The 20391-nt window shown below is 70.7% G+C and carries 16 protein-coding genes; 11 read left to right on the plus strand and 5 right to left on the minus strand.

Going from position 1 to position 20391, the window contains the following annotated elements; genetic code table 11:
• Positions 1–265 precede the first annotated feature (265 nt).
• Together CRP52_RS27585 and CRP52_RS27590 are read left to right on the plus strand one after the other, a co-directional pair.
• Positions 266–1804 (plus strand): NHL domain-containing protein, encoded by a 1539-nt coding sequence (locus tag CRP52_RS27585; RefSeq protein ID WP_097240383.1) that lies wholly within the window; start codon positions 266–268, stop codon positions 1802–1804.
• 34 nt (positions 1805–1838) lie between these two features.
• A complete protein-coding gene (locus CRP52_RS27590) occupies positions 1839–3347 on the plus strand; it encodes an NHL domain-containing protein (protein ID WP_257032879.1) in 1509 nt (502 codons plus the stop codon).
• Between the two features lie 68 nt (positions 3348–3415).
• On the opposite strand, the gene CRP52_RS27595 is transcribed toward CRP52_RS27590, so the two are convergent.
• A complete protein-coding gene (locus CRP52_RS27595; protein WP_097238856.1) occupies positions 3416–3982 on the minus strand; it encodes a hypothetical protein in 567 nt (188 codons plus the stop codon).
• Positions 3983–4044: 62 nt separating this feature from the next.
• Positions 4045–5190 carry a hypothetical protein gene (locus CRP52_RS27600; RefSeq protein ID WP_097238857.1) on the minus strand — a complete coding sequence of 382 codons (1146 nt, stop codon included), beginning with the start codon at positions 5188–5190 and terminating at the stop codon, positions 4045–4047.
• 295 nt (positions 5191–5485) lie between these two features.
• Here CRP52_RS27600 and CRP52_RS27605 point away from each other — a divergent pair, with 295 nt between their 5' ends.
• The 3 genes from CRP52_RS27605 (at position 5486) to CRP52_RS27615 (ending at position 9763) form a co-directional block, all read left to right on the plus strand.
• Entirely contained in the window at positions 5486–6208 is a 723-nt protein-coding gene (locus CRP52_RS27605) for a hypothetical protein (protein WP_097238858.1), read from the plus strand.
• A 76-nt stretch (positions 6209–6284) separates the two neighbouring features.
• On the plus strand, positions 6285–8138 hold the full coding sequence (locus tag CRP52_RS27610; protein WP_097238859.1) for an RICIN domain-containing protein: 1854 nt from the start codon (positions 6285–6287) through the stop codon (positions 8136–8138).
• 362 nt (positions 8139–8500) lie between these two features.
• Complete coding sequence (locus tag CRP52_RS27615; RefSeq protein ID WP_143685834.1) at positions 8501–9763, plus strand: hypothetical protein; 1263 nt, start codon at positions 8501–8503, stop codon at positions 9761–9763.
• A gap of 68 nt (positions 9764–9831) precedes the next feature.
• Here CRP52_RS27615 and CRP52_RS27620 read toward each other — a convergent pair whose 3' ends face one another.
• On the minus strand, positions 9832–10740 hold the full coding sequence (locus CRP52_RS27620) for a LysR substrate-binding domain-containing protein (protein ID WP_179852939.1): 909 nt from the start codon (positions 10738–10740) through the stop codon (positions 9832–9834).
• Between the two features lie 258 nt (positions 10741–10998).
• On the opposite strand from CRP52_RS27620, the gene CRP52_RS27625 reads away from it, so the two are divergent.
• From CRP52_RS27625 to aspA, 5 genes are all read left to right on the plus strand, one after another.
• A complete protein-coding gene (locus CRP52_RS27625; RefSeq protein ID WP_097238862.1) occupies positions 10999–11793 on the plus strand; it encodes a gamma-glutamyl-gamma-aminobutyrate hydrolase family protein in 795 nt (264 codons plus the stop codon).
• A gap of 85 nt (positions 11794–11878) precedes the next feature.
• Complete coding sequence (locus CRP52_RS27630; protein WP_097238863.1) at positions 11879–12556, plus strand: FadR/GntR family transcriptional regulator; 678 nt, start codon at positions 11879–11881, stop codon at positions 12554–12556.
• Positions 12553–13992 carry an amino acid permease gene (locus CRP52_RS27635; protein WP_097238864.1) on the plus strand — a complete coding sequence of 480 codons (1440 nt, stop codon included), beginning with the start codon at positions 12553–12555 and terminating at the stop codon, positions 13990–13992. The genes CRP52_RS27630 and CRP52_RS27635 overlap by 4 nt, the downstream gene beginning before the upstream one ends.
• Positions 13993–14093: 101 nt before the next feature.
• The gene (locus tag CRP52_RS27640; protein WP_097238865.1) at positions 14094–15110 is read left to right on the plus strand and encodes an asparaginase; all 1017 of its coding nucleotides are present in this window, start codon (positions 14094–14096) and stop codon (positions 15108–15110) included.
• Between the two features lie 46 nt (positions 15111–15156).
• On the plus strand, positions 15157–16566 hold the full coding sequence (gene aspA / locus CRP52_RS27645; protein WP_097238866.1) for an aspartate ammonia-lyase: 1410 nt from the start codon (positions 15157–15159) through the stop codon (positions 16564–16566).
• Positions 16567–16755: 189 nt separating this feature from the next.
• Here the strand turns inward: aspA and CRP52_RS27650 are convergent, their stop codons facing one another.
• A complete protein-coding gene (locus CRP52_RS27650; RefSeq protein ID WP_097238867.1) occupies positions 16756–17358 on the minus strand; it encodes a hypothetical protein in 603 nt (200 codons plus the stop codon).
• 35 nt (positions 17359–17393) lie between these two features.
• On the opposite strand from CRP52_RS27650, the gene CRP52_RS39895 reads away from it, so the two are divergent.
• Complete coding sequence (locus CRP52_RS39895; protein ID WP_257032880.1) at positions 17394–17867, plus strand: hypothetical protein; 474 nt, start codon at positions 17394–17396, stop codon at positions 17865–17867.
• Between the two features lie 3 nt (positions 17868–17870).
• Here CRP52_RS39895 and CRP52_RS27660 read toward each other — a convergent pair whose 3' ends face one another.
• Positions 17871–20300, minus strand: a complete 2430-nt coding sequence (locus CRP52_RS27660; protein ID WP_257032881.1) for a collagenase — start codon at positions 20298–20300, stop codon at positions 17871–17873.
• Positions 20301–20391: the final 91 nt, after the last annotated feature.

Raw genomic sequence — 20391 nt, forward strand, 5'->3', positions numbered from 1 at the left:
TCGTGCCCGGCGTCGCTGATTCGGGCCGGCGGGACGTCGAGCTGGTGCGCGAGTGGCTCCAGCGCTGCCGGCTCCCTTGTGTCCGGATCTCACTCATGCACTGATCTTCCGACAAGTTGACCATCCACCAGGCACGTCAACCTGTTGCGCGAGGTAGCACTCGGACGGGCAATTGCCATCCCCATGTCCATATGACTTTCTGGAATCACCCGACAGCCCCCTGCAAAAGACCAACAGGCGGCCAGTGAACGGTGAAGGGATGACGATGAGCACTGCTCCTGAGGCAACCACAGGCAGCGAGAGCCCCGCCCCCGTGATCAGCACGGTGGCGGGGACCGGAGTCGCGGGCCCCAAGGGGGACAACGGGTCTGCGGTCCGGGCAGAGCTGAACGGCCCGTTCGGGATCGCGGTGGACAGCACCGGCACCCTCTACTTCGTCGACCGCGACAACCACCGGCTTCGGAAGGTCACGACCGACGGGAGGATCGGAACGGTCGCGGGCACCGGCACCGCGGGTTTCAGTGGCGACAACGGCCCGGCCGCCAAGGCCCAACTGAGCTACCCCCGCGGGGTGGCGGTGGACGGCGCGGGCACTCTCTATCTCACCGACGGCGAGAACCATCGCATCAGGAAGATCACGGCCGACGGCACGATCACCACCATCGCCGGCACCGGCACCGCGGGCTTCAGTGGCGACAACGGCCCGGCCGCCAAGGCCCAACTGAACTGTCCGACCGGGCTGGTGGTGGACAGCACCGGCACCCTCCACTTCATCGACCGCGACAACCACCGCATCAGGAAGATCACGGCCGACGGCACGATCACGACCATCGCCGGCACCGACACCGGCACCGGTGCCGCGGGGTTCAGTGGCGACAACGGGCCTGCGGACCAGGCCCAACTGAACCGCCCGCATGGGCTGGCGATGGACGGCACGGGCACCCTCTACTTCACCGATGCCGACAACCACCGCATCAGGAAGATCACGGCCGAGGGCACGATCACGACCATCGCCGGCACCGGCACCGCCGACTCCACCGGCGACGGCGGCCCAGCCGACGAGGCCCAACTGAACTGTCCGACCGGGCTGGTGGTGGACGGCACGGGCGTCCTCTACATCGCCGAATACAACAGCCACCGAGTCCGGAAGATCACGGCCGAGGGCACGATCACCACCATCGCCGGCACCGGCACCGCCGACTCCACCGGCGACGGCGGCCCAGCTGACGAGGCCCAACTGAACAACCCCTTGGGGCTCGCTCTGGACTGCGTCGGCACCCTCTACATCTCCGAGTACGGCGGCCACCGGATCCGGAAGGTCACCTCACCCGCGACGGCCGGCCTGCCCGAGTCGGGCACGGTGGTCTCCTGGGCCAACGTCCGCAGCAGGCTGCGGATGGGCGCCCTGCGCGAGTCCACCAAGGACGGGGCCGAGATCCACCAGGTCATCGCCGCGCCCCGGGAGCACCAGCGGTGGCGCCTGGTGGTGGCGGGCCAGCAGGACGGCGAGGTGCTCTACACCTTCGAGAACGTGCGCAGCGGCTTGGTCCTGGAGGTCCCCGACGGGCTGAAGGTGCACGGGACGGTGGTCGCGCAGCGCGCCTACCAGGGCGCTGACGCACACCACCAGCAGTGGCGGCTGATCCCCATCGGCCCCGCGACCGACAGCCCCCGGGTGTTCGAGATCGCCAACCGGCACAGCGGCTTGCTGCTGCGCGTCGACGCCACCACCCCCGCGGCCGTCCAGCAGCGAGGGGCCGACGGCGACCACCGCAACCGGCAGTGGCAGCTGCTCCCCATCTGACCGAATGTCGGGCACCACGACCGAAGGAATGACGATGAGCACTCCCAACAACCCGTCCGTCCCTCCGATCGCCACGGCCGCGGGGACGGGTACAGGAGGGTTCGCCGGGGACGGCGGCCCTGCCGCTTCGGCCCAGCTGAACTACCCGCTGGGGGTGACGGTGGACAGCACGGGCACCCTCTACATCGCCGACTACAGCAACAACCGGATCCGGAAGGTCACCACGGACGGCCGGATCAGCACCATCGCCGGCACCGCTTCCGCGAGCTTCAGCGGTGACAACGGCCCGGCCAACAAGGCCCAGTTGAACCAGCCCCGCGGACTGGCGGCGGACCGCGCGGGCACCCTCTACATCGCCGACGCCGCCAACCAGCGGATCCGGAAGATCACGGCCGACGGCACGATCACCACCATCGCCGGAACCGGCTCCGCCGCCTCCACCGGTGACAACGGCCCGGCCAACAAGGCCCAGCTGAACTACCCGTTGGCGGTGACGGTGGACAGCACCGGCATCCTCTACATCTCCGACTACAACGGCCACCGGGTCAGGAGGATCACCACGGACGGCCGGATCAGCACGGTCGCGGGGACCGGGGTCGCGGGCTTCAGCGGTGACAACGGCCCGGCCAACAAGGCCCAGCTGTACTACCCGCGCGGGCTGGCGGTGGACGGCGCGGGCGCCCTCTACATCGCCGACGGCAGCAACCACCGGATCAGGAAGGTCACGGCCGACGGCACGATCACCACCATCGCCGGCACCGGCACCGCCGGCTCCACCGGTGACAACGGCCCGGCCACCAAGGCCCGACTGAACAGCCCCTTGGCGGTGGTGGTGGACAGCACCGGTGTGCTCTACATCGCCGATCACGCCAACCACCGGATCAGGAAGGTCGCGGCCGACGGCACGATCACCACCATCGCCGGCACCGGCACTGCCGCCTCCACCGGTGACAACGGCCCGGCCGACAAGGCCCAGGTGAGCCTCCCGTCCGCGCTCGCCCTGGACAGCGTCGACACGCTCTACATCGCCGAGTACGGCGGTCACCGGATCCGGAAGATCGCCTCGCCGTTGATGGCCGGTCTGCCCGCGTCGGGCACGGTGGTCTCCTGGGCCAACGTCCGCAGCAGGCTGCGGATGGGCGTGCTGCGCGAGTCCACCGAGGACGGGGCCGAGATCCACCAGTCCCTCGCCGTCCCCCGGGAGCACCAGCGGTGGCGCTTGGTGGTGGCGGGCCAGCAGGACGGCGAGGTGCTCTACAGGTTCGAGAACGTGCGCAGCGGCAAGGTCCTGGAGATCCTCGAAGCGGAGGAGGCCGCCGGTGCGGTGGCGGCGCAGGGCGCCTACCAGGGCGTTGACGCACACCACCAGCAGTGGCGGCTGATCCCCATCGGCCCCGCGAGCGACAGCCCCCGGGTGTTCGAGATCGCCAACCGGCACAGCGGTCTGGTGCTGCGCGTCGATGCCACGGGGCCGGCGGCGATCAAGCAGTACGAGGCGGACGGCGACCACCGCAACCGGCAGTGGCAGCTGCTCCCCGTCTGACACGAGCTCTGACACATGCGAAGGGGGTCAGGGGCGGCAGCGCCCCTGACCCCCTTCGCGGTCGACCACTACTGGGAGCTCGACGGGTCGGCCGCGGTCGGCTTGGTGGCCTTGGGCGTCGCGGGGGGCTCGGGGGCCTCCGCGGTCGGCTTGGTGGCCTCGGGCGTCGCGGGGGGCTCGGGGGCCTCCACGGTCGGCTTCTCCGGCTTGGGGGGCTTTTTGTAGTCGTCCCTCTTCGGCCTGCTCACCAAGTCCGGGGCCTTCTGGAGATCGTCGTTCTGGGTCACCGTCGGACTGGCTGCCCGCATGCGGCCGGCCGCGGCCGTGGAGACCGAACCGGGGTCCTTGGCGTACTGCGCCTGCGTGCCGGCCGAGGCCTGGGTGGTCTGGACGAAGGAGCCGAGGAAACCCAGGATGGCCCGTGCTTCGGGCGACTGCTCCTGCACGATCTTTGCCCGGTTGTTGGCCCCGTGGATCCCGCTGGTGAACAGGCTCGTGGTCGTGTCGTCGTACGTCTCGTCGTCGGAGTCCTCGAAGTCGACGTCCGCGCCGGGCTCCGGCTTGTCGCCGTCGGAGATCACCGAGAAGAGCCCCGCGCCCGTGCCCGCGGATTCGAAGATGTTGCCGAACACCATGGTTGTCACCTCTGGTCGTCGTGGCGGCGCCGCGCCCGTTCACGGCTGTTGGAACAGCTCGGTCAGGGCAGTTTGAAAAGGTCTCGTTCGCTGTCGGTCAGGCTCTCGCCGTCGAACATCGTGTGGTGGACCTCCAGAGCGGAGACCACCTCGGCCAGCCCCTTCATCCGGAAGCCGCCGCCCGCCAGGTCGAGGTCGGCGATGTCGCGGGCCACCAACTTGGCGAGGCCGGGGTAGTCCCCGGGCTGCGGTGGCGAAAGAACCGCCACCGGCACGTCGTACTGCACGGCGAGCAGCCCGGAGAAGGTCACCGGGATCTCGTAGGAGTACTGCTTGCGGGTGCGCCGCTGGCTGGCGATGGTCGCCATCCGGGTGGTCGGCGGGACCTTGCCGGAGATCTGCGAGGTGGACTTCCAGCTGGTGGTCAGGGTGCCACCGACGGAGGCCGTGATGCCCTGCATCAACGCGGCGTTGAGCTGCGCGCTCCCGGTGGCGCTGCCCGTGGTCGTGAACGCCACCGAGTCCGTGATCGAGGATGTCGCGGTGGCCGTGGCGGAGGCCTGCGCCGTAGTGGACATCGTGTTGGTCACGCCGTTCTCGGTGGCGTTCGCGTTGTCCAACCCGACGTTGTCCTTGCTGTTCTTGTTGGTCACCGTGGCGGTGCACTTGTTGGCCATGGCGTTCTGCAGCTGGGCGCTGAGCTGTCCCTGGAGCTGTCCCTGGAGCTGTCCCTGGAGGCTCAGTTGGAGCTGGTTCTGCAACTGCAGCTGGAGTTGCGCGCTGACGTTGCCGCCGAAGGTCAGCTGGGACGACCCCTGCAGTGACCAGGTGACGGCGTTCGAGACGGTGAAGTCGACCGTGTCGGTGAAGCTCATGTCGGACGTCAGGCTGCGGTTGACGTAGCTGCGCGAGGAGAACATGTCGGGCGGCGGCTGCTGGATGTCGCGCCGCTCCTCGATCAGCGGCTCGCCGAGGTTCATGTAGGCGAGCCAGCCGAGTTGGTGGGCCGTACCGGGGAAGGTGCCGAAGCTCGCCTTGTTGACGGAGAAGCCGACGGGTTTGTGCTGTACGCCGTAATCGTCGACGTAGACCAGGCTGGGGTGCTCCAGGATGGCTTGCCAGGTCTGCTCGATGCCCAGTTCCCGCAGGTTCTTCTTGGTCAGCGGCTGGCGCTTGGCCCGATCCAGGTTGTATGCGTTGGAAGGCATTCCCCGTCCTCGGATGATGTCCTCGAATGATCCGGTCGAACCGCGATCGGTGAACTCGGTGAAATGGGAACAGAATTGTGCGCACGTTCCGGCGACCGAAGCTAGCACGGGCCTTATCGCCGGAAGCGACCTGTCCCCGCATGACACTCGTTCGGGTGAAGCAACCTCCGTGCTCTACACACCAGTTGGTGATTATGGAACCGTGGCGCCGCTGGCAGTTTCCGTGCAAATGCACTCCTGAACCGAGCGTCCGAAGCATTGTTCTCCCACATCCCGAACAGGTGAGGTTTCCGCGATGTACACCCAAGAACGCACCGCGATGGCGAATTTGGTGGTCGGCGGCCCGGTGGCGGTGAACAGCTACGACAACGCGATCGTGGCGGCACTGATCGAGAACCGCCCGGTCATGCTCGTGCACGCCTTCAACGGCGGCTACTTGCGGCCCGTCGAGCTCAAGGACTCGGTCCACGACAAGGGCGTCAAGCTGGCCACCACGCTGGACCCGGACACCAAGGACGCGAAGGGCCACCTCTGGTACATCACGCCCGGCGGCTTCTTCGGGCAGCGACCGCTCTACTTCCTGGAGAGCGCCGCCGGCCAGACGATGCCCGCGCCCATCGATCCGGCCGGCACCGCCGCCGGGCGCGGCGACGACGGCACCCCGAAGCCGCAGCGGCGCCGCATCAGCGTCCACCAGGACGCCCCGAAGGCCACGGCGGCCGACACCGTGCAGGTCGGCCTCCCCAGCAAGGTCGGCGACAAGTGGCGCGGCAAGAACGGCGCCCCCGAGGACACCCAGCTCTTCGTCGTCTCGGTGACACCGTGGGGCGGGATCACCTTCGTGCCGATCACCCACCCCGACGCCATCCTCGGCTTCAAGGACTACGCGGTGACGCCCGACAACGAGGTGCGCACCACCTACAACTGGGGCGGAGACTTCACCGGGACGATCATCAACACCTTCTACCCGCGGCTGCCCAACGAGTGGAACGTGCCGTACCACCACGTCTTCACGTGAGCCGAGCCCGTCGCCGCGTCACCACCGTCCCTAGCCAAATCCCCTAATGCCTTGAAGAGTTGGAAGAGGCGCCACGATGCCCGTGCCCACGCAAGAACTGAAGCTGGAGATCGTCAACGCCGCCACGGGGAAGACCCTCGGCGCCCCGCCGACGCCGAACTCGGACGGGGCACTGGTCGTCCGCGGCTTCCCCGGGGACGGCCCGAGCCCGGAGCAGTGGCAGCTCGCCCCCGTGCAGACCGCGAACGGCGGGTTCGAGCAGGACGACCAGGGCTATGTGATCCGCAACGCGGCCGACAACAAGGCGCTCGAACCCATCAGCAAGGACGGCGGCGTCCGCCGGTCGGCCGCCGCAGCGGGCAAGAAGGACCAGCAGTGGCACGTCGTCCCTGTCGAGGGTGAGGCGGGCCTCTACTTCATCGAGAGCGTGACCGACGGCACCGTCCTCGACCTCCCCGACCGTGACGAGGACGACGCCGATGAGCCCGAGATCCGTGTCGTCCTGCGCAGGTACGACGACGCCGCGAAGAGCCAGCGCTGGCGCTTCGTCACCGCCGAACCCGTCCGCACCAGCGACCTGGTGCTGCGCTTCGCCCAGCGCGACCACTGGAACGGCCGCCGGTCCTGGCCCCTGGTCCGCTCGACCGCGCTGCGGATGGTCCCCGGCGCCACCCCCTCCTTCAGCGACATGCTGCTCGTCCTGGAGCAGTTCGGGAGCGACAAGACCGCCGGGGAGTGGACCGGCGAGGGGCCCAACCGCGTTCCTGGTCAACCGGGTTGGTGGGCCGGTGCCGGTGCGCGGTTCCTCGCCGACCGCACGGGGGCGGGGCGGCACGACATCGTGGCACTTCGGCCCGCCAAGGGGGCCGTGACGGCGCCCAGTCGGGGCGACGGCACCTTCGACGACGAGCAGGCCCTGTACAAGTCCGCGCCCGCCCTGGCGCCCACCGACCTGTGGACCCTCGCCGACACCACGGGCAGCGGCAAGCCCGATGTCGTGGTGCTGGCCGCCGACGGCGTCCGGGTGTCCCTCCAGGGCGACGGCGGCAAGTTCGCCCCTGCCGCCGGCAAGTTGGTCCTCAAGGCGTTCGGCAGCGACCCGAAGGCCGGTGGCTGGCTCGCCGACCAGCACCCCCGCTTCCTCGCCGACACCACCGGCGACGGCCGCCTCGACCTCGTCGGCTGCCACGAGGACGGCGTCTGGATCTCCCTCCAGGCCGACGACGGCACGTTCGCCGATCTCCCGGATGAGCCGGCCCTCAGGGCGTTCGGCCACGGCGAGAAGGCGGGCGGCTGGCTCCTCGACAGGCACCCCCGCTTCCTCGCCGACACCACCGGCGACGGCCGCCTCGACCTCGTCGGCTGCCACGACGAGGGCGTCTGGGTCTCCCTCCAGGGCGACGACGGCACGTTCACCGAACCCTCGCTCGTCCTGGGCGACTTCGGGACCGTCCAGGGCTGGAAGTCGGTCGCGAAACACCCCCGCTTCCTGGTCAGGACCACCGCCGACGGGCCCATGGACATCGTCGGGTTCGGCCCGCAGGGCGTCGCGGTGTCCCGCGGGCGCGGCGACGGCACCTTCGAGCCCGCCAAGCTGGTCCTGAACGACTTCGGGACGGCGCAGGGGTGGACGCCCAAGAAGCACCTGCGGTTCCTCGCCGACGTCACCGGCGACGGCACCCCGGACATCGTCGGCTTCGGTGACGAGGGCGTCTGGGCGTCGCAAGGCCTCGGCGACGGCCGGTTCGGGCAGCCTCAGTTGGTGTGCCGCGGCTTCGGCTACAGCGACGACGCGGGCGCCTGGCGGGTCGACCGGCACCCCCGCTTCGTCGGCGACATCACCGGTGAGGGGCGCGTTGACCTCGTCGGCTTCGGCGGGCCGGGGGTGTTCGTGGCCCGGAACCTCTACCGCCGCTTCAGGACCCGCTGACCCACCACGAGCCATCAGGAGATCATCCGGCTACACCCTTCTCAAAGCGGGGTGATCGTCTGATACTTTTCGTCACTCCGAGCCCAACACCGCGGACCGTTACGGGGACAACCATGGTCGGCGCACGTGCGGGCGGAACCGATTCCTTCGGTGTGAGCGTTGAACCAAGCTACCCGTCTTGCTGTCTGACAGGTTCTCGGCTCGATCATGCGCCGCCCGACCGCGCGGCGTCAAGGTCCGATTCCTGCTCGTCGCAGGACGAGAAGTCCGCAACTGATCGGATTTGATCGTACGGCTCTCACAGGGCAGGCTCGGTGCCGCACAGTGGTGGACCCGCCACGGTCCGGCACGGAGGGAGCCGCATGTCCGGGACCGAGCACAGCAAACCAACGGCACACGTGGTCGTCGGATACACCCCGCAGGACGGCTTCGTCGCCGTCCAGTTCAGTCCGCCTCCAGCGGAATACGTGTGGCACGACCGGCAGGCCGAGCACCGCCGGGACCGGTTCGGGCCGGGCAACTGCTACCAGCAGTGGATCGCCGTCGATGTCGCCACCGGCGCCATCTGGTTCGGGGACACCGACTGGCGGACACAGGACGAGGAGGTCGCCGACTCGCTCCCGGGACATCGCCGGGCCACGGTCGGCGACGGCGCACTGCCGTCCCCGGCCGTGTTCGTGATCCCGCTCACCCACCGGACCGTCGACGACCGGGGAGCCGACACCTGGCGCTTCTTCGGTGTCGAGGAACTCCATGCGCTCGTCCGGCGGCTACTGCCCCTGGTCCAGCGGGTGATCGGCTCGCTGCACCGAGTGGGCCCGGGCGGGGATCCGGAATGGTCCGCCGAAGCCGCCACGGCCTGGACCGATCTCGAACAGGCCTGCCGGTTCACGCTCGACGCGACGGGAACCGTGACCTGGTCCGAACCCCGCATGAGCCCGGTTCCCGCGTGGCGGATCGAAGTGCAGGACTTCCTCGCCCGCAACCCCGAGCTCTGCGACCCGGCCTGGGCGACAGCCACCGACGCCGAGCTCGACGGCTGTGCCGCTTACCAGGCCGATTCCGGATACGGCGGCGTTCCGGGCCTGATGTGCGCTACGGCGGGCGTCCGGATCGAGGAGGGCTACACCTTCTACGGCCACCGGGCCGCCCTGTACGCCTACCGTGCGGCCGCCTGCGGCGACCGGACCCCGGTCGAAGCCGGGATCTGGCTGCGGACCACCGACGCCGGACGGAGCAGCTGGGAGGGCGCGAAGGTCGTGGGAGCGAGCCTCGCCGACGCCCCCGACTGCGTGTTGAACCATCTCGCCGAGACGTTCCGCAGCGCCGCGGCCGACGACGGTGTGGTCCTCACCGGCCTGCCGGCCCACCTGCGGCAACAGCGGGCCGAGGAAAGGGCGGCGATCGACGACACGCTCGCCGCCACCGGGGAGGAGCTGAAGCGCCTGGAGGAGTTGCTGAAGGAGGTCCGCCTGGTCCGGAACACCGTCCTGACCCGGGTCCTCAGCTGGACCGACGGGCGGGACGACGAGGTGATCGCCGGTCTCGCGGCGATGTCCCCCGGCGCCGTGGCCGAGTGGCGCGAGCGGCTCACCGCCGACCGGAGCGTCCACTCGGAAGCCTGAGGGACTGCCCGCAGGGCCGGCCCGCAGGCGGGCCGGCAACGCTCCGAACCGTGCGGCGTTGCCCCCGCTCAGGAGAGGGCGGCCTGCGCCTGCGCGGCGAGCATCCGTTCCAGGGCCAGGAGGGCGCACGGGGCGTGCCGGGTGTCGATGCGGACGGTGTAGATGAAACGCGTCAGCTCCGGGTCGGCGAGGGGGCGGGCCACGACCTGCGCGCTGCCCGGGGGCAGCGCCAGCCTGGGCATGACGGCGACGCACAGGCCGGCGGCCACGAAGCCGAGCACGGTGTTGAAGTCGTCGCCGTCGTAGTCCAGGCGGGCCTGGAAGCCGGGAGTCCTGGCCATCTGGGCGAGCAGTTCCAGGCGCAGGGCGGCCTCGGGGGCGGCGATCCACGTCTCCGAGGCGAGGTCGGCCAGGGCGATGACGTCCCGGTCGGCGAGGGGGTGGTCGGCCGGGACGACCGCCACCACCGGGTCCCGGGCGACCAGCAGTCGGCGCAGCGTCCGGGGCGGCGGTACCGGGATGAAGTCGTAGTCGTACGTGAGGGCCAGGTCCATGTCGCCCCGTTTGAGCCGGCTGTAGCCGGCTTCGGGCTCCACCTGGGACAGGCTGACCCGGACGTCGGGGTAGGCCGCGTGGAGCTCCGCCAGCGCCTGCGGGACGATGCCGGCGGCGGAGGAGGCGAAGGCGCCGAGCCTGATCCGTCCCGCCGTGCCCGCGCGCATCGCGTCGAGTTCCACGGAGGCCGCCGCCAGGGCGCTCCGGACGCGCTGTTCGGCGTCGAGGAGGACCATGCCGGCCGGGGTGGCGCGCACCGGGCGGCGCTCTATCAGGATGAGGCCGGCCCGGCGTTCCAGTTCGGCGATCTGTTGGGAGACGGCGGGCGCGCTGTAGCCCAGTTCGCGCGCGGCGACGTTGAAGGAGCCGTGGCGGACCACGGCTTCGAGGGTGGCGAGCAGCCGGGGGTCGAGTCTCTGCACCGAGTTAACGCTCACTTATCTGTCGCGAAGATGTCTTTTCTTGTGCTTAAGCGTGAACGGCAGCAGGATTCTTGCTCGCGGCCCGGATGCGCAAGCCCGGGTCCGCGGGTCACCCCCACCGTCGTCGGGCGCGTTCGCGCGCCCGTCGGGGCCGTGCACCCCCTCCTCCGCAGCCCGCCCGCCACCGCCTCCGTCGGTCGGGTTGCGGGGGAGACGGCCGTCGACGGTCGAATCCCGCCACCCCCGGAAGGAAGTGGTATGCCCAAGCCACTCATCGGACTCACCACGTACCTCGCCCACGCCCAGTGGGCGGAGTGGGAGTTGCCCGCCGCGCTGCTGCCCGCGGCGTACAACAGCTGCGTCCAGGCGGCGGGCGGCCGCGTGGTCCTCCTGCCGCCGGACGTTCCGGAGGCCGCGGCCGATGTCGTCGCGCGGCTGGACGGGATCGTCCTGACCAGCGGTGAGGACGTGGATCCCGCGCTGTACGGGGCGCAGCCGCACCCCTGCACGGGACCGCCGGTGCACGAGCGCGACCGGTGGGAGTGGGCCGTGCTGTCCGAGGCCCTGGCGCGGGACATGCCGGTGCTCGGAGTGTGCCGCGGAATGCAGCTGCTGAACGTGCACGCGGGCGGCACGCTGATCCAGCACCTGCCCGAAGCGGTGGGTCACCACGGGCACAACCTGCACGGCGGGCACTTCTCGCCGCACGCCGTCACCACGGTGCCGGGGACGCGGATCGCCGCGCTCCTCCCGGGGACGCGCCACGTCGCCACGCACCACCACCAGGCGGTGGAGTCCCTCGGGGCCGGCCTGGTGGTGGGTGCGCGCACGGCGGACGGCACCATCGAGGCGATCGAGAGCACTCGGCACCGCTTCGTGGTGGGCGTGCAGTGGCATCCCGAGATGGCCTTCGACTCGGCGGTGGTGCACGCGCTGGTGGCCGCGGCCAGGTCGACTCCGCCCGTGCCTCCCGCTCCGAGCCGCGCCGGAGAGCGGAGGGCCCGGGTCCGGCGGAGTGCACCCGAAGTCACCGGTACGACCGCGGTGTCTTGACACCGCGGAGCTCCGGGCCCAGGATCAGCCCGTGAACCTGTCAGACAGCAAGACAGGTGGATCGGTCCCGCGGCGCGTCAGCGCGATGGAAGCGGTGTTCGGCCACCTGCGCAGCGCCATCGAGCGCGGTGAGTACGCCGTGGGTGACAAGCTTCCGTCCGAGGCGGAGCTGTGCCGGATCCTGGAGGTCAGCAGGCCCGTGCTGCGGGAGGCCCTGCGGGCCCTGCAGGCCATGGGTCTGACGGTCTCGAAGACCGGCAAGGGCACCTTCGTCGTGGCGAACACCGTCGAGGACCCCACCTTCGGCGACTACGCCGCCAGCGACCTCCTGGAGGTGCGCCGGCACGTCGAGATCCCGGTCGCCGGGTACGCGGCGCTGCGCCGGACCCCGGAGGACCTGGACCACCTGGCCCACCTGCTCGACCGGATGGAGCGCGAGACCGACACCACGGCGTGGGTCGCGCTGGACACCGTGTTCCACCTGGCGGTGGCCGAGGCCTCCGGCAATCCGGTGTTCCGCCGGGTCATCGAGGAGATCCGTGACGCACTGGCGCGTCAGTCGACCTTCCTCAACGAACTCGGCGGTCGGCGCGAGCAGTCCAACTGCGAGCACCGGGCGATCGTCGAGGCCCTGATCGACGGTTCCGAGTCCGACGCCGTCGAGGCGATGTCCCACCACCTCCACCGCGTGGAGGCCACCCTGACCGACATCGTGCGCCCCCAGCGGGCGGACACCCCGAGAGAAGGCAGAGCCGAGGCGTGAGCGAGCAGTTCCTCAAAGACGAGAAGCGCCCCACGACCCGTCACGTCGACGCCGGAGACACCGGCTACAGCAAGTCCCTGAAACCCCGGCACGTCAACATGATCGCCATCGGCGGCGCGATCGGGACCGGGCTGTTCCTCGGCGCGGGCGGACGGCTCGCCGATGCCGGGCCCTCCCTGTTCGTCGCGTACGCCGTCTGCGGCGTCTTCGCGTTCCTCGTCGTCCGAGCGCTCGGCGAGCTGGTCCTGTACCGCCCGTCCTCCGGCGCCTTCGTGTCGTACGCCCGGGAGTTCCTGGGGGAGAAGGGCGCGTACACCGCCGGCTGGATGTACTTCCTCAACTGGGCGACCACCGGCATCGCCGACATCACCGCCGTCGCCACGTACACCCACTACTGGCACCTGTTCTCCGACGTCCCGCAATGGGTGATCGCGCTCATAGCCCTGGCCGTGGTCCTCACCGTGAACCTCATCTCGGTGCGGATCTTCGGCGAACTGGAGTTCTGGTTCGCCATCGTCAAGGTCAGCGCCCTGGTCGTCTTCATGGGCATCGGGATCTTCCTGCTCGTCACCCAGCACCCCGTCGACGGCACCGTGCCCGGTCCGTCCCTGATCACCGACAACGGCGGGATCTTCCCCAACGGCCTGCTGCCGATGCTGCTGATCATCCAGGGCGTCGTCTTCGCCTACGCCTCCGTCGAACTGGTCGGTGTGACGGCCGGGGAGACCGAGAACCCCGAGAAGATCATGCCGAAGGCGATCAACTCGATCATGTGGCGCGTGGGCCTGTTCTACGTCGGCTCGGTCGTGCTGCTGTCGATGCTGATGCCGTGGAGCTCGTACAGCTCCGGCCAGAGCCCCTTCGTGACGGTGCTCTCCCACATCGGCGTCCCGGCGGCGGGCAGCGTGATGAACCTGGTCGTCCTCACCGCGGCGATGTCCTCGCTCAACTCCGGCCTCTACTCGACCGGCCGCATCCTGCGCTCCATGGCCGTCAACGGATCGGCCCCGGCCTTCACCGCCCGGATGAGCCGCAGCCAGGTGCCCTACGGCGGCATCCTGCTCACCAGCGGCATGTGCGTGCTCGGCGTCGTCCTCAACTTCGTCGTCCCCGCCGACGCGTTCGAGATCGTGCTCAACCTCGCCGCCATCGGCATCATCGCCACCTGGGGCATGATCATGGTCTGCCACCTGCTGTTCTGGCGGAAGACCCAGGCCGGCGAACTGACCCGCCCCGCCTACCGGTTGCCCGGCTCGCCCTGGACCGAACTCCTGACGCTGGGCTTCCTCGCCACCGTCCTGGTCCTCATGTACGCCGACGGCGGCGCCGGACGCACCACCGTGCTGTGCGTACCGCTCATCGCCGCCGCACTCGTCGCCGGCTGGTACGCGATCCGCGGGCGCATCGCGCGCGTCGCCGCCGGAACCGGCGACTGACACACCGGACGGCCCGGGCGGATGCGCGGAACACCCGCGCATCCGCCCGCGCCCGCCGCCCGCAGGTCCGCACCCCCCACGTCATCACGATCGAGGCAGTCATGCTCACCAGCCCCCGTGCGGACGCACCCGCGATCCGCGAGCCCCGCCACGTTCCGGTCGCCCACGTCACCCGTGGCGGCGTGGTCGAGAGCACCCACTACGGCTCCGTCGTCGTCCTCGACGCGGCCGGAGGCGTCCGCTTCCGCCTCGGCGACGTCGAGACCGCCTTCTTCCCGCGCTCGGCCCTCAAACCCCTCCAGGCCGTCGCCATGGTCCGCGCCGGACTGCCGCTCGACGGCGAACTGCTCGCCCTCGCGATGGGCAGCCATTCCGGCGAGGAACGCCACCTCGCCGGAACCCGGCGGATCCTGGCACTCGCCGGCCTCACCGAGGACGACCTGCGCAACGTCCCCGACCTGCCGTACGACCCGGCCGTCCGCGATGCCTGGATCCGGCAGGACCGCCTGCCCTCCCGGATCGCCCAGAACTGCTCCGGCAAACACGCCGCGATGCTCCACCTCTGCAAGCTCAACGGATGGCCGCTGCAGGACTACGACGCCCCCGAGCACCCGCTCCAACGGACGATCGCGGAAACCGTGGAGGACCTCACCGGCCAGCGCATCGCCCACGTCACCGTGGACGGCTGCGGCACCCCCCTCTTCGCGGTGTCCCTCCACGGACTGGCCCGTGCCGCCGCGCGCATCGCCACCGGCGCGCCCGGGACACCCGAATTCCGGGTGGCGAACGCACTGCGCAGCCACCCGGAAATGGCCTCCGGCGAGGGGCGGGACGTGGCCCGACTGATGCACGCGGTCCCCGGGCTGCTCTCCAAGGACGGCTTCGAGGGCGTCCAGATCGCCGCGCTGGCGGACGGCCGCGCCGTCGCCCTGAAGATCGCCGACGGGGCGAACCGGGCGCGCGTCCCGGTGACGGCAGCCGCCCTGGCGCTGGCGGGAGTCGACCCGCGACTGCTGACCGAATTCGCGGGGGAGCCGGCGGCCGGCGGCGGCCGGCCCGTCGGTGGCGTACGGCCGGTGGCCGCGCTGGACCCGTCAGCCCTGCTCGCCCGCGCCTGACCCTCGGGCCCATCCGGCCCACCACGTCGAGAGGACCCGCACACCCATGACCGCCGCCACCCGCAGCGAACACGACCTGCTCGGGGACCGCCACGTCCCCGCCGATGCCTACTGGGGCATCCACACCCTGCGCGCCACCGAGAACTTCCCCATCACCGGCACTCCCATCTCCGCCTACCCGCACCTGATCGACGCCTTGGCCGCCGTGAAGGAAGCCGCAGCCCTCGCCAACGAGGAACTCGGCCTGCTGGAACCCGCGAAGGCCGCCGCGATCGTCACCGCCTGCCGCGAGATCCGCGGCGGCAAGCTGCACGACCAGTTCGTCGTGGACGTCATCCAGGGCGGCGCCGGCACCTCGACCAACATGAACGCCAACGAGGTCATCGCCAACCGCGCCCTGGAGCTGCTGGGACACGCCAAGGGCGAGTACCGGCACCTGCACCCCAACGAGGACGTCAACCTCGGCCAGTCCACCAACGACGTGTACCCGACGGCCGTCCGGATCGCGACCGTGTCCGCCGTGCGCGGCCTGCTCGACGCGATGGCCGTCCTCCAGGACGCCTTCGCCCGCAAGGCCGTCGAGTTCCGCGACGTCCTGAAGATGGGCCGCACGCAGTTGCAGGACGCCGTGCCGATGACGCTCGGCCAGGAGTTCTCCGCCTTCGCCGTCATGCTCGACGAGGACCGCAGCCGACTCGCGGAAGCCGTCGAGCTGATCCACGAGATCAACCTCGGCGCCACCGCGATCGGCACCGGCCTGAACGCCCCCGCCGGATACGCCGAAGCCGCCCGCAGCCACCTCGCCGCCATCACCGGGCTGCCCCTGGTCACCGCCGCCAACCTCGTCGAAGCCACCCAGGACTGCGGCGCGTTCGTCCAGATGTCCGGCGTCCTCAAGCGCGTCGCCGTCAAACTGTCCAAGACCTGCAACGACCTGCGGCTGCTCTCCTCCGGGCCGCGCGCCGGCCTCGGCGAGATCAACCTGCCGCCGGTGCAAGCCGGTTCGAGCATCATGCCCGGCAAGGTCAACCCGGTGATCCCCGAAGTCGTCAACCAGGTCGCCTTCGAGGTGATCGGCAACGACGTCGCCGTCACCATGGCCGCCGAGGCCGGGCAGCTCCAGCTCAACGCCTTCGAGCCGATCATCCTGCACTCGCTGTCGGAGTCCATCACCCACCTGCGCGCGGCCTGCCTCACCCTCGCCGAGCGCTGCGTGGACGGCATCACCGCCAACACCGAAATGCTGCGCCGGACCGTCGAGAACTCCATCGGCCTGGTGACCGCGCTCAACCCGCACATCGGCTACACGGCCGCCACCGACATCGCCAAGGAGGCCCTTGCCAGCGGCCGGGGCGTCGCCGAACTCGTACTGGAGCGGGGGCTCCTGCCCGCGGAGCGGCTCGCGGCCCTGCTGCGGCCCGAGGCCCTCGCCGGCACCGGCGTGGCCGTGGTCTGAGCACTGCCCCCGCGCGGACCCGCGATGCTGCTCGGGCGGTCTCCCGTCCGGCTCCGGGTCTGCCGAGCCCGCATGCACGGAGACCCCGACCGGCCGGACCGGTCGGGGCCCTTGTGGTCGGTGATGATCTTGAGGCCTCCTCCTTGGCCGGATCGACATGACGTCACCCGGTCAGTGGGCGTCGAGAAGTCAGTGGGCGTCGCGGCAGGCCCCGGTGGGGGTGCAGAGGGAGAGGGAGAGGGGCCTGCCGGTGGCCGGGATCCGGTAGTGGTATGCGGCGAAGGTGACGAGGTCGGCGGCGCCGAGGTCGATGGTGCGGAGGCGCACGGGACTGACCAGGTGGTCGGGGTCGCCGGACACCTCGATCTGCGCCACCCGGCCGCGGTAGGCCGTGAAGGCGTAGGAGTCCAGGCCCGCCGTGGTGTCGGCCGGCATGGGCGTGCGGGTGAGCAGGTCCTCGACGGCGGCGAACCAGATGGTGGTCGGCGCGACGTCCCTGTGGTTGATGATCGCGTAGCAGACGTCGAGGCTGTCCACCATCCAGAACGCCACCGCCCGGTCCTGGCCGTCGGTGTCGAGCACCGTCATGGTCGAACGCGTCGGTTCGGGGCACTGGGGCGGGAGGTTGAGCGCGGCGACGAGGTCCACGATCCACTGCGCGGACGCCGGGGCCGGCTCCGGAAGCAGCACGGGCCGGCGGGCCGGGACGAGGACCGGCTCGCACGCGGTGGCCGCGGCCAGCACCGTCACCAGCGCCACCGTCGAACAGAGCACCCCGAAGCCGCGTCCCACCGTGCCTCCCCCCGAATCGCCGAGTGGGACCCAGAATGCGCCCCGCCCCGGACGGCGGCAAGACTCCGGGCGCGGTGCGGGCCGCGCGCCGCGCGGTCGGCGATCCGCGGCTGGTGCGGGCCGGGCAGGGGCTGGTGCCGACTCCGCGGGCGGTCGAACTGCGCGAGGAGGTGGGCGAGTTGCTGCGCGGCTGCGAGAACGTGCTGCGGCCCGGTGCGGGTTTCGACCCCGTGCACCTGGAGCGGACCTTCACCGTGCAGACCAGTGACGTGGTGCCGGCGCGGGTGGCCGGCCCGTTGACCGAGCGGATCCGCGCACAGGCGCCGAAGGTCGACGTGCTGTTCCTGCCGGAGGCGCTGGAGGGCGGGCCGGCCCAGGCCATCGTTGGTTCCGCGAGCACCTGGCGGCGGCCGTCCGGCAGGCGCGGAGCGAGTAGCCCCTGGGCGCGGCGACGAAACAGCACCGGGCGCGGTACGGACCCCACAGTCCTTACCGCGCCCGGGGGTTGAACGTCAGCGGCGCAGCGGGCCCTCGCAGGTGTAGTCGGAGGTGCCGGCCTTGCCGGTGGTCCAGATGTCGACCTTGCCGAAGCTGCAGTTCATGTCGTTGAGGTTGTTCGCCCCTTCGACGTTCTTGGTGCGGGTGAGGATGAAGTAGTCGACGGTGTCGGACATGTCCTTGAAGACCTTGTCCGGGTTCTTGGCGTCGGAGAGGTTGGCGGTGATCCGGCCGGTGCAGACGAACCGCATCGGCTTGTTGGCCCAGTCGCCGTTGTCCTTGCAGTTCGGCGTGGAGCCGGTGGCGGCGGCGAACTCCTCCTGGACGTCGTCCGCCCAGGCGAGGTCGAGGGAGGCGTTGGGCGTGAAGGTCGTCGACGGGACGTACAGCTTGTCGACGTTCTTGATCTGCGCGTCGAGGAAGGCGAAGTACTGGCTCTGCAGGGCCGCGTCGGCGCCGAGGCGGTCGCGCCAGGCGTCGAAGCCGGCCGGGTCGTCGGCGCGCTGGTAGCCGTACATCTCGCGGAGCAGCGAGGGGTGCTGCTGCCAGAGGAACTCGAAGAAGGTGCCGGCGTAGTTGTAGAAGTGGAACGCCGGGGTGTCGGTGTACTTGGCGTGCAGGAGCTGGGCGACGGTCATCCGGGGTATGCCGGCGGCCTCGTCGGAGGCGAGCTTGCGGACCAGCGACTTGCGCACCAGGATGCCCTGGTCGCGGGTGGAGCCGTCGAAGAACTCGGCGGTGCCCTCGTCCATCGCGGTGGTCTTGTCGTCGGCGTACCAGCGCGGGTCGCCGAAGTAACCCGGCACCGCCCACCGGCCGTTGAGGTAGTGCACGTACTCGTGGCGGAAGAGCTCTTCGAGGGTGAGCGTGGAGTCCTGCGGGACGCGCCGCTGGTAGGTGTAGAAGGTGGCGCCGCGCTCGATGTAGATGCCGCCGTTGCTGGTGCTGTAGCCGGTGAGGATCGGCTGGTAGACCTCGTAGTCGGCGCGCGAGGCGTAGAGGTGGATGTGCAGCGTGGAGTTGACGTCCCCGGCGAGCGGCTGGTCGGTGCCGAGGACGCGGAAGTACTGGGTCTTGACCTGCTTGCTCGCGTAGTACATCTGGTCGACGGTGGCCTTGTCGAGGGCGGTGCGGACCTCGATGGCGCCGTTGTCGTAGGTGAAGGTGTTCGGGAAGAGCTTCGCCTCCAGGTCGGCGATGCAGACGCCGTACTGCTTGCAGACGCCGTAGGTGTTGGCCCAGCCGATGGCCTTGGCCCACGGGTCGGACCACTCGCCGAAGGCGGCCTTGGTGGCGTCGATCACCGGGCCGAGGTCGGCGACGGTGGCGTCGTGCAGGGCAGGGACCTGTCCGAAGCGGCCGTACTCGCCGACGGCGTCGCGGGCGGCCCAGGCGTTCTTGGTGCCCTTGAGGTGCCCCCAGGAGGCGTAGGCGCGGAACGCGGCCCGGTAGTCGGCGTCGGCGGCGACGGCGGAGAGGAAGGCCGGGTCCTGGTTGTAGATGCCCAGGTAGTTGAGGTTGAGCGCCTGGAGGACGGCGTTGCCCCAGGCCGCGCTGTCGGCGACGGTGGTGCCGGGGGCGAGCACGCCCAGGATCCGGCGGGCGAGGCCGAGGTTGTGCTGGCGCAGGCCGTCGGCGCCGGCGGTGATGGCGGTCTCGCGCAGGGTGTTCGCGGCGAGGTCGGTGCGGTCGAAGGCGTGCGCGCTGCCCGCGTACGCCGTGACCGCCTGCTGGATCGCGTTGAGCGTGGCCGGGTCGCCGATGTTCAACTCGTGGTGACTGAAAGCGTGGTAGACGGTCGCGTGCAGGTACGTCCACAGCTCGTAGAGGTGTGAGCTGCCGGTGCCGTCGTCGGTCGCGGACAGCTGGGTGATCCGGTTGGCGACGGCCTGGACGTGGGCGTTGTCCATGGTGGTGGCGAAGCGGGCGTCCCAGGTCCAGATGACGGTGCGCAGACAGCCGTCGGCGGTGACGGCCGGGTCGGTGAGGAAGGCGGTCAGCTGGGCGGCGGACAGGCCGGTGAAGCCGTCGACGGTACAGGGCACGCCGGCGGCGGTGCTGGGCGCGGTGGCGCCGGGCGCGGCGGCGACCTGGTCGGCGGTGGGTGCGGGGGCGCCGACGTGGTCGGGCAGCAGGCCGGGGACGAGGGTGCTGCCGAGCGAGCCGCCGCCGGGGGCCGGGGCGGGTGCGCCGGGCTTGGCGGCGTCGGTGCCGAGGTGGTCGGCGTCGTCGTAGGCGGTGCGCTGGTCGGGGTCGGTGGGGGTGGAACCGGCGGGGGTGGGTGCGGCCTTGGCGGGGCCGGCCTGGGCGGTCGTCGGCGCGGTGGCGGACGTGGTCGGGGTGGGTGGGGTGACAGCCTGGGCGGTCTGCAGGGTGGGCAGCGTGAGCGTGGCTGCCGTCGCGGCGGCGAGCAGAACTCGCCTGGCAACGCGGGAAGTTGACACCGAATCTCCTGGAGGGGGAAGTAGCAGGGCGGTGCGAGGCGGCAGTGCCATGGGTTCCGGCCCGGGACTGCCGGGGGAGCGTCGGGGCGGG

This window comes from Streptomyces sp. 1331.2 (genome assembly GCF_900199205.1).
Lineage (GTDB): Bacteria > Actinomycetota > Actinomycetes > Streptomycetales > Streptomycetaceae > Kitasatospora.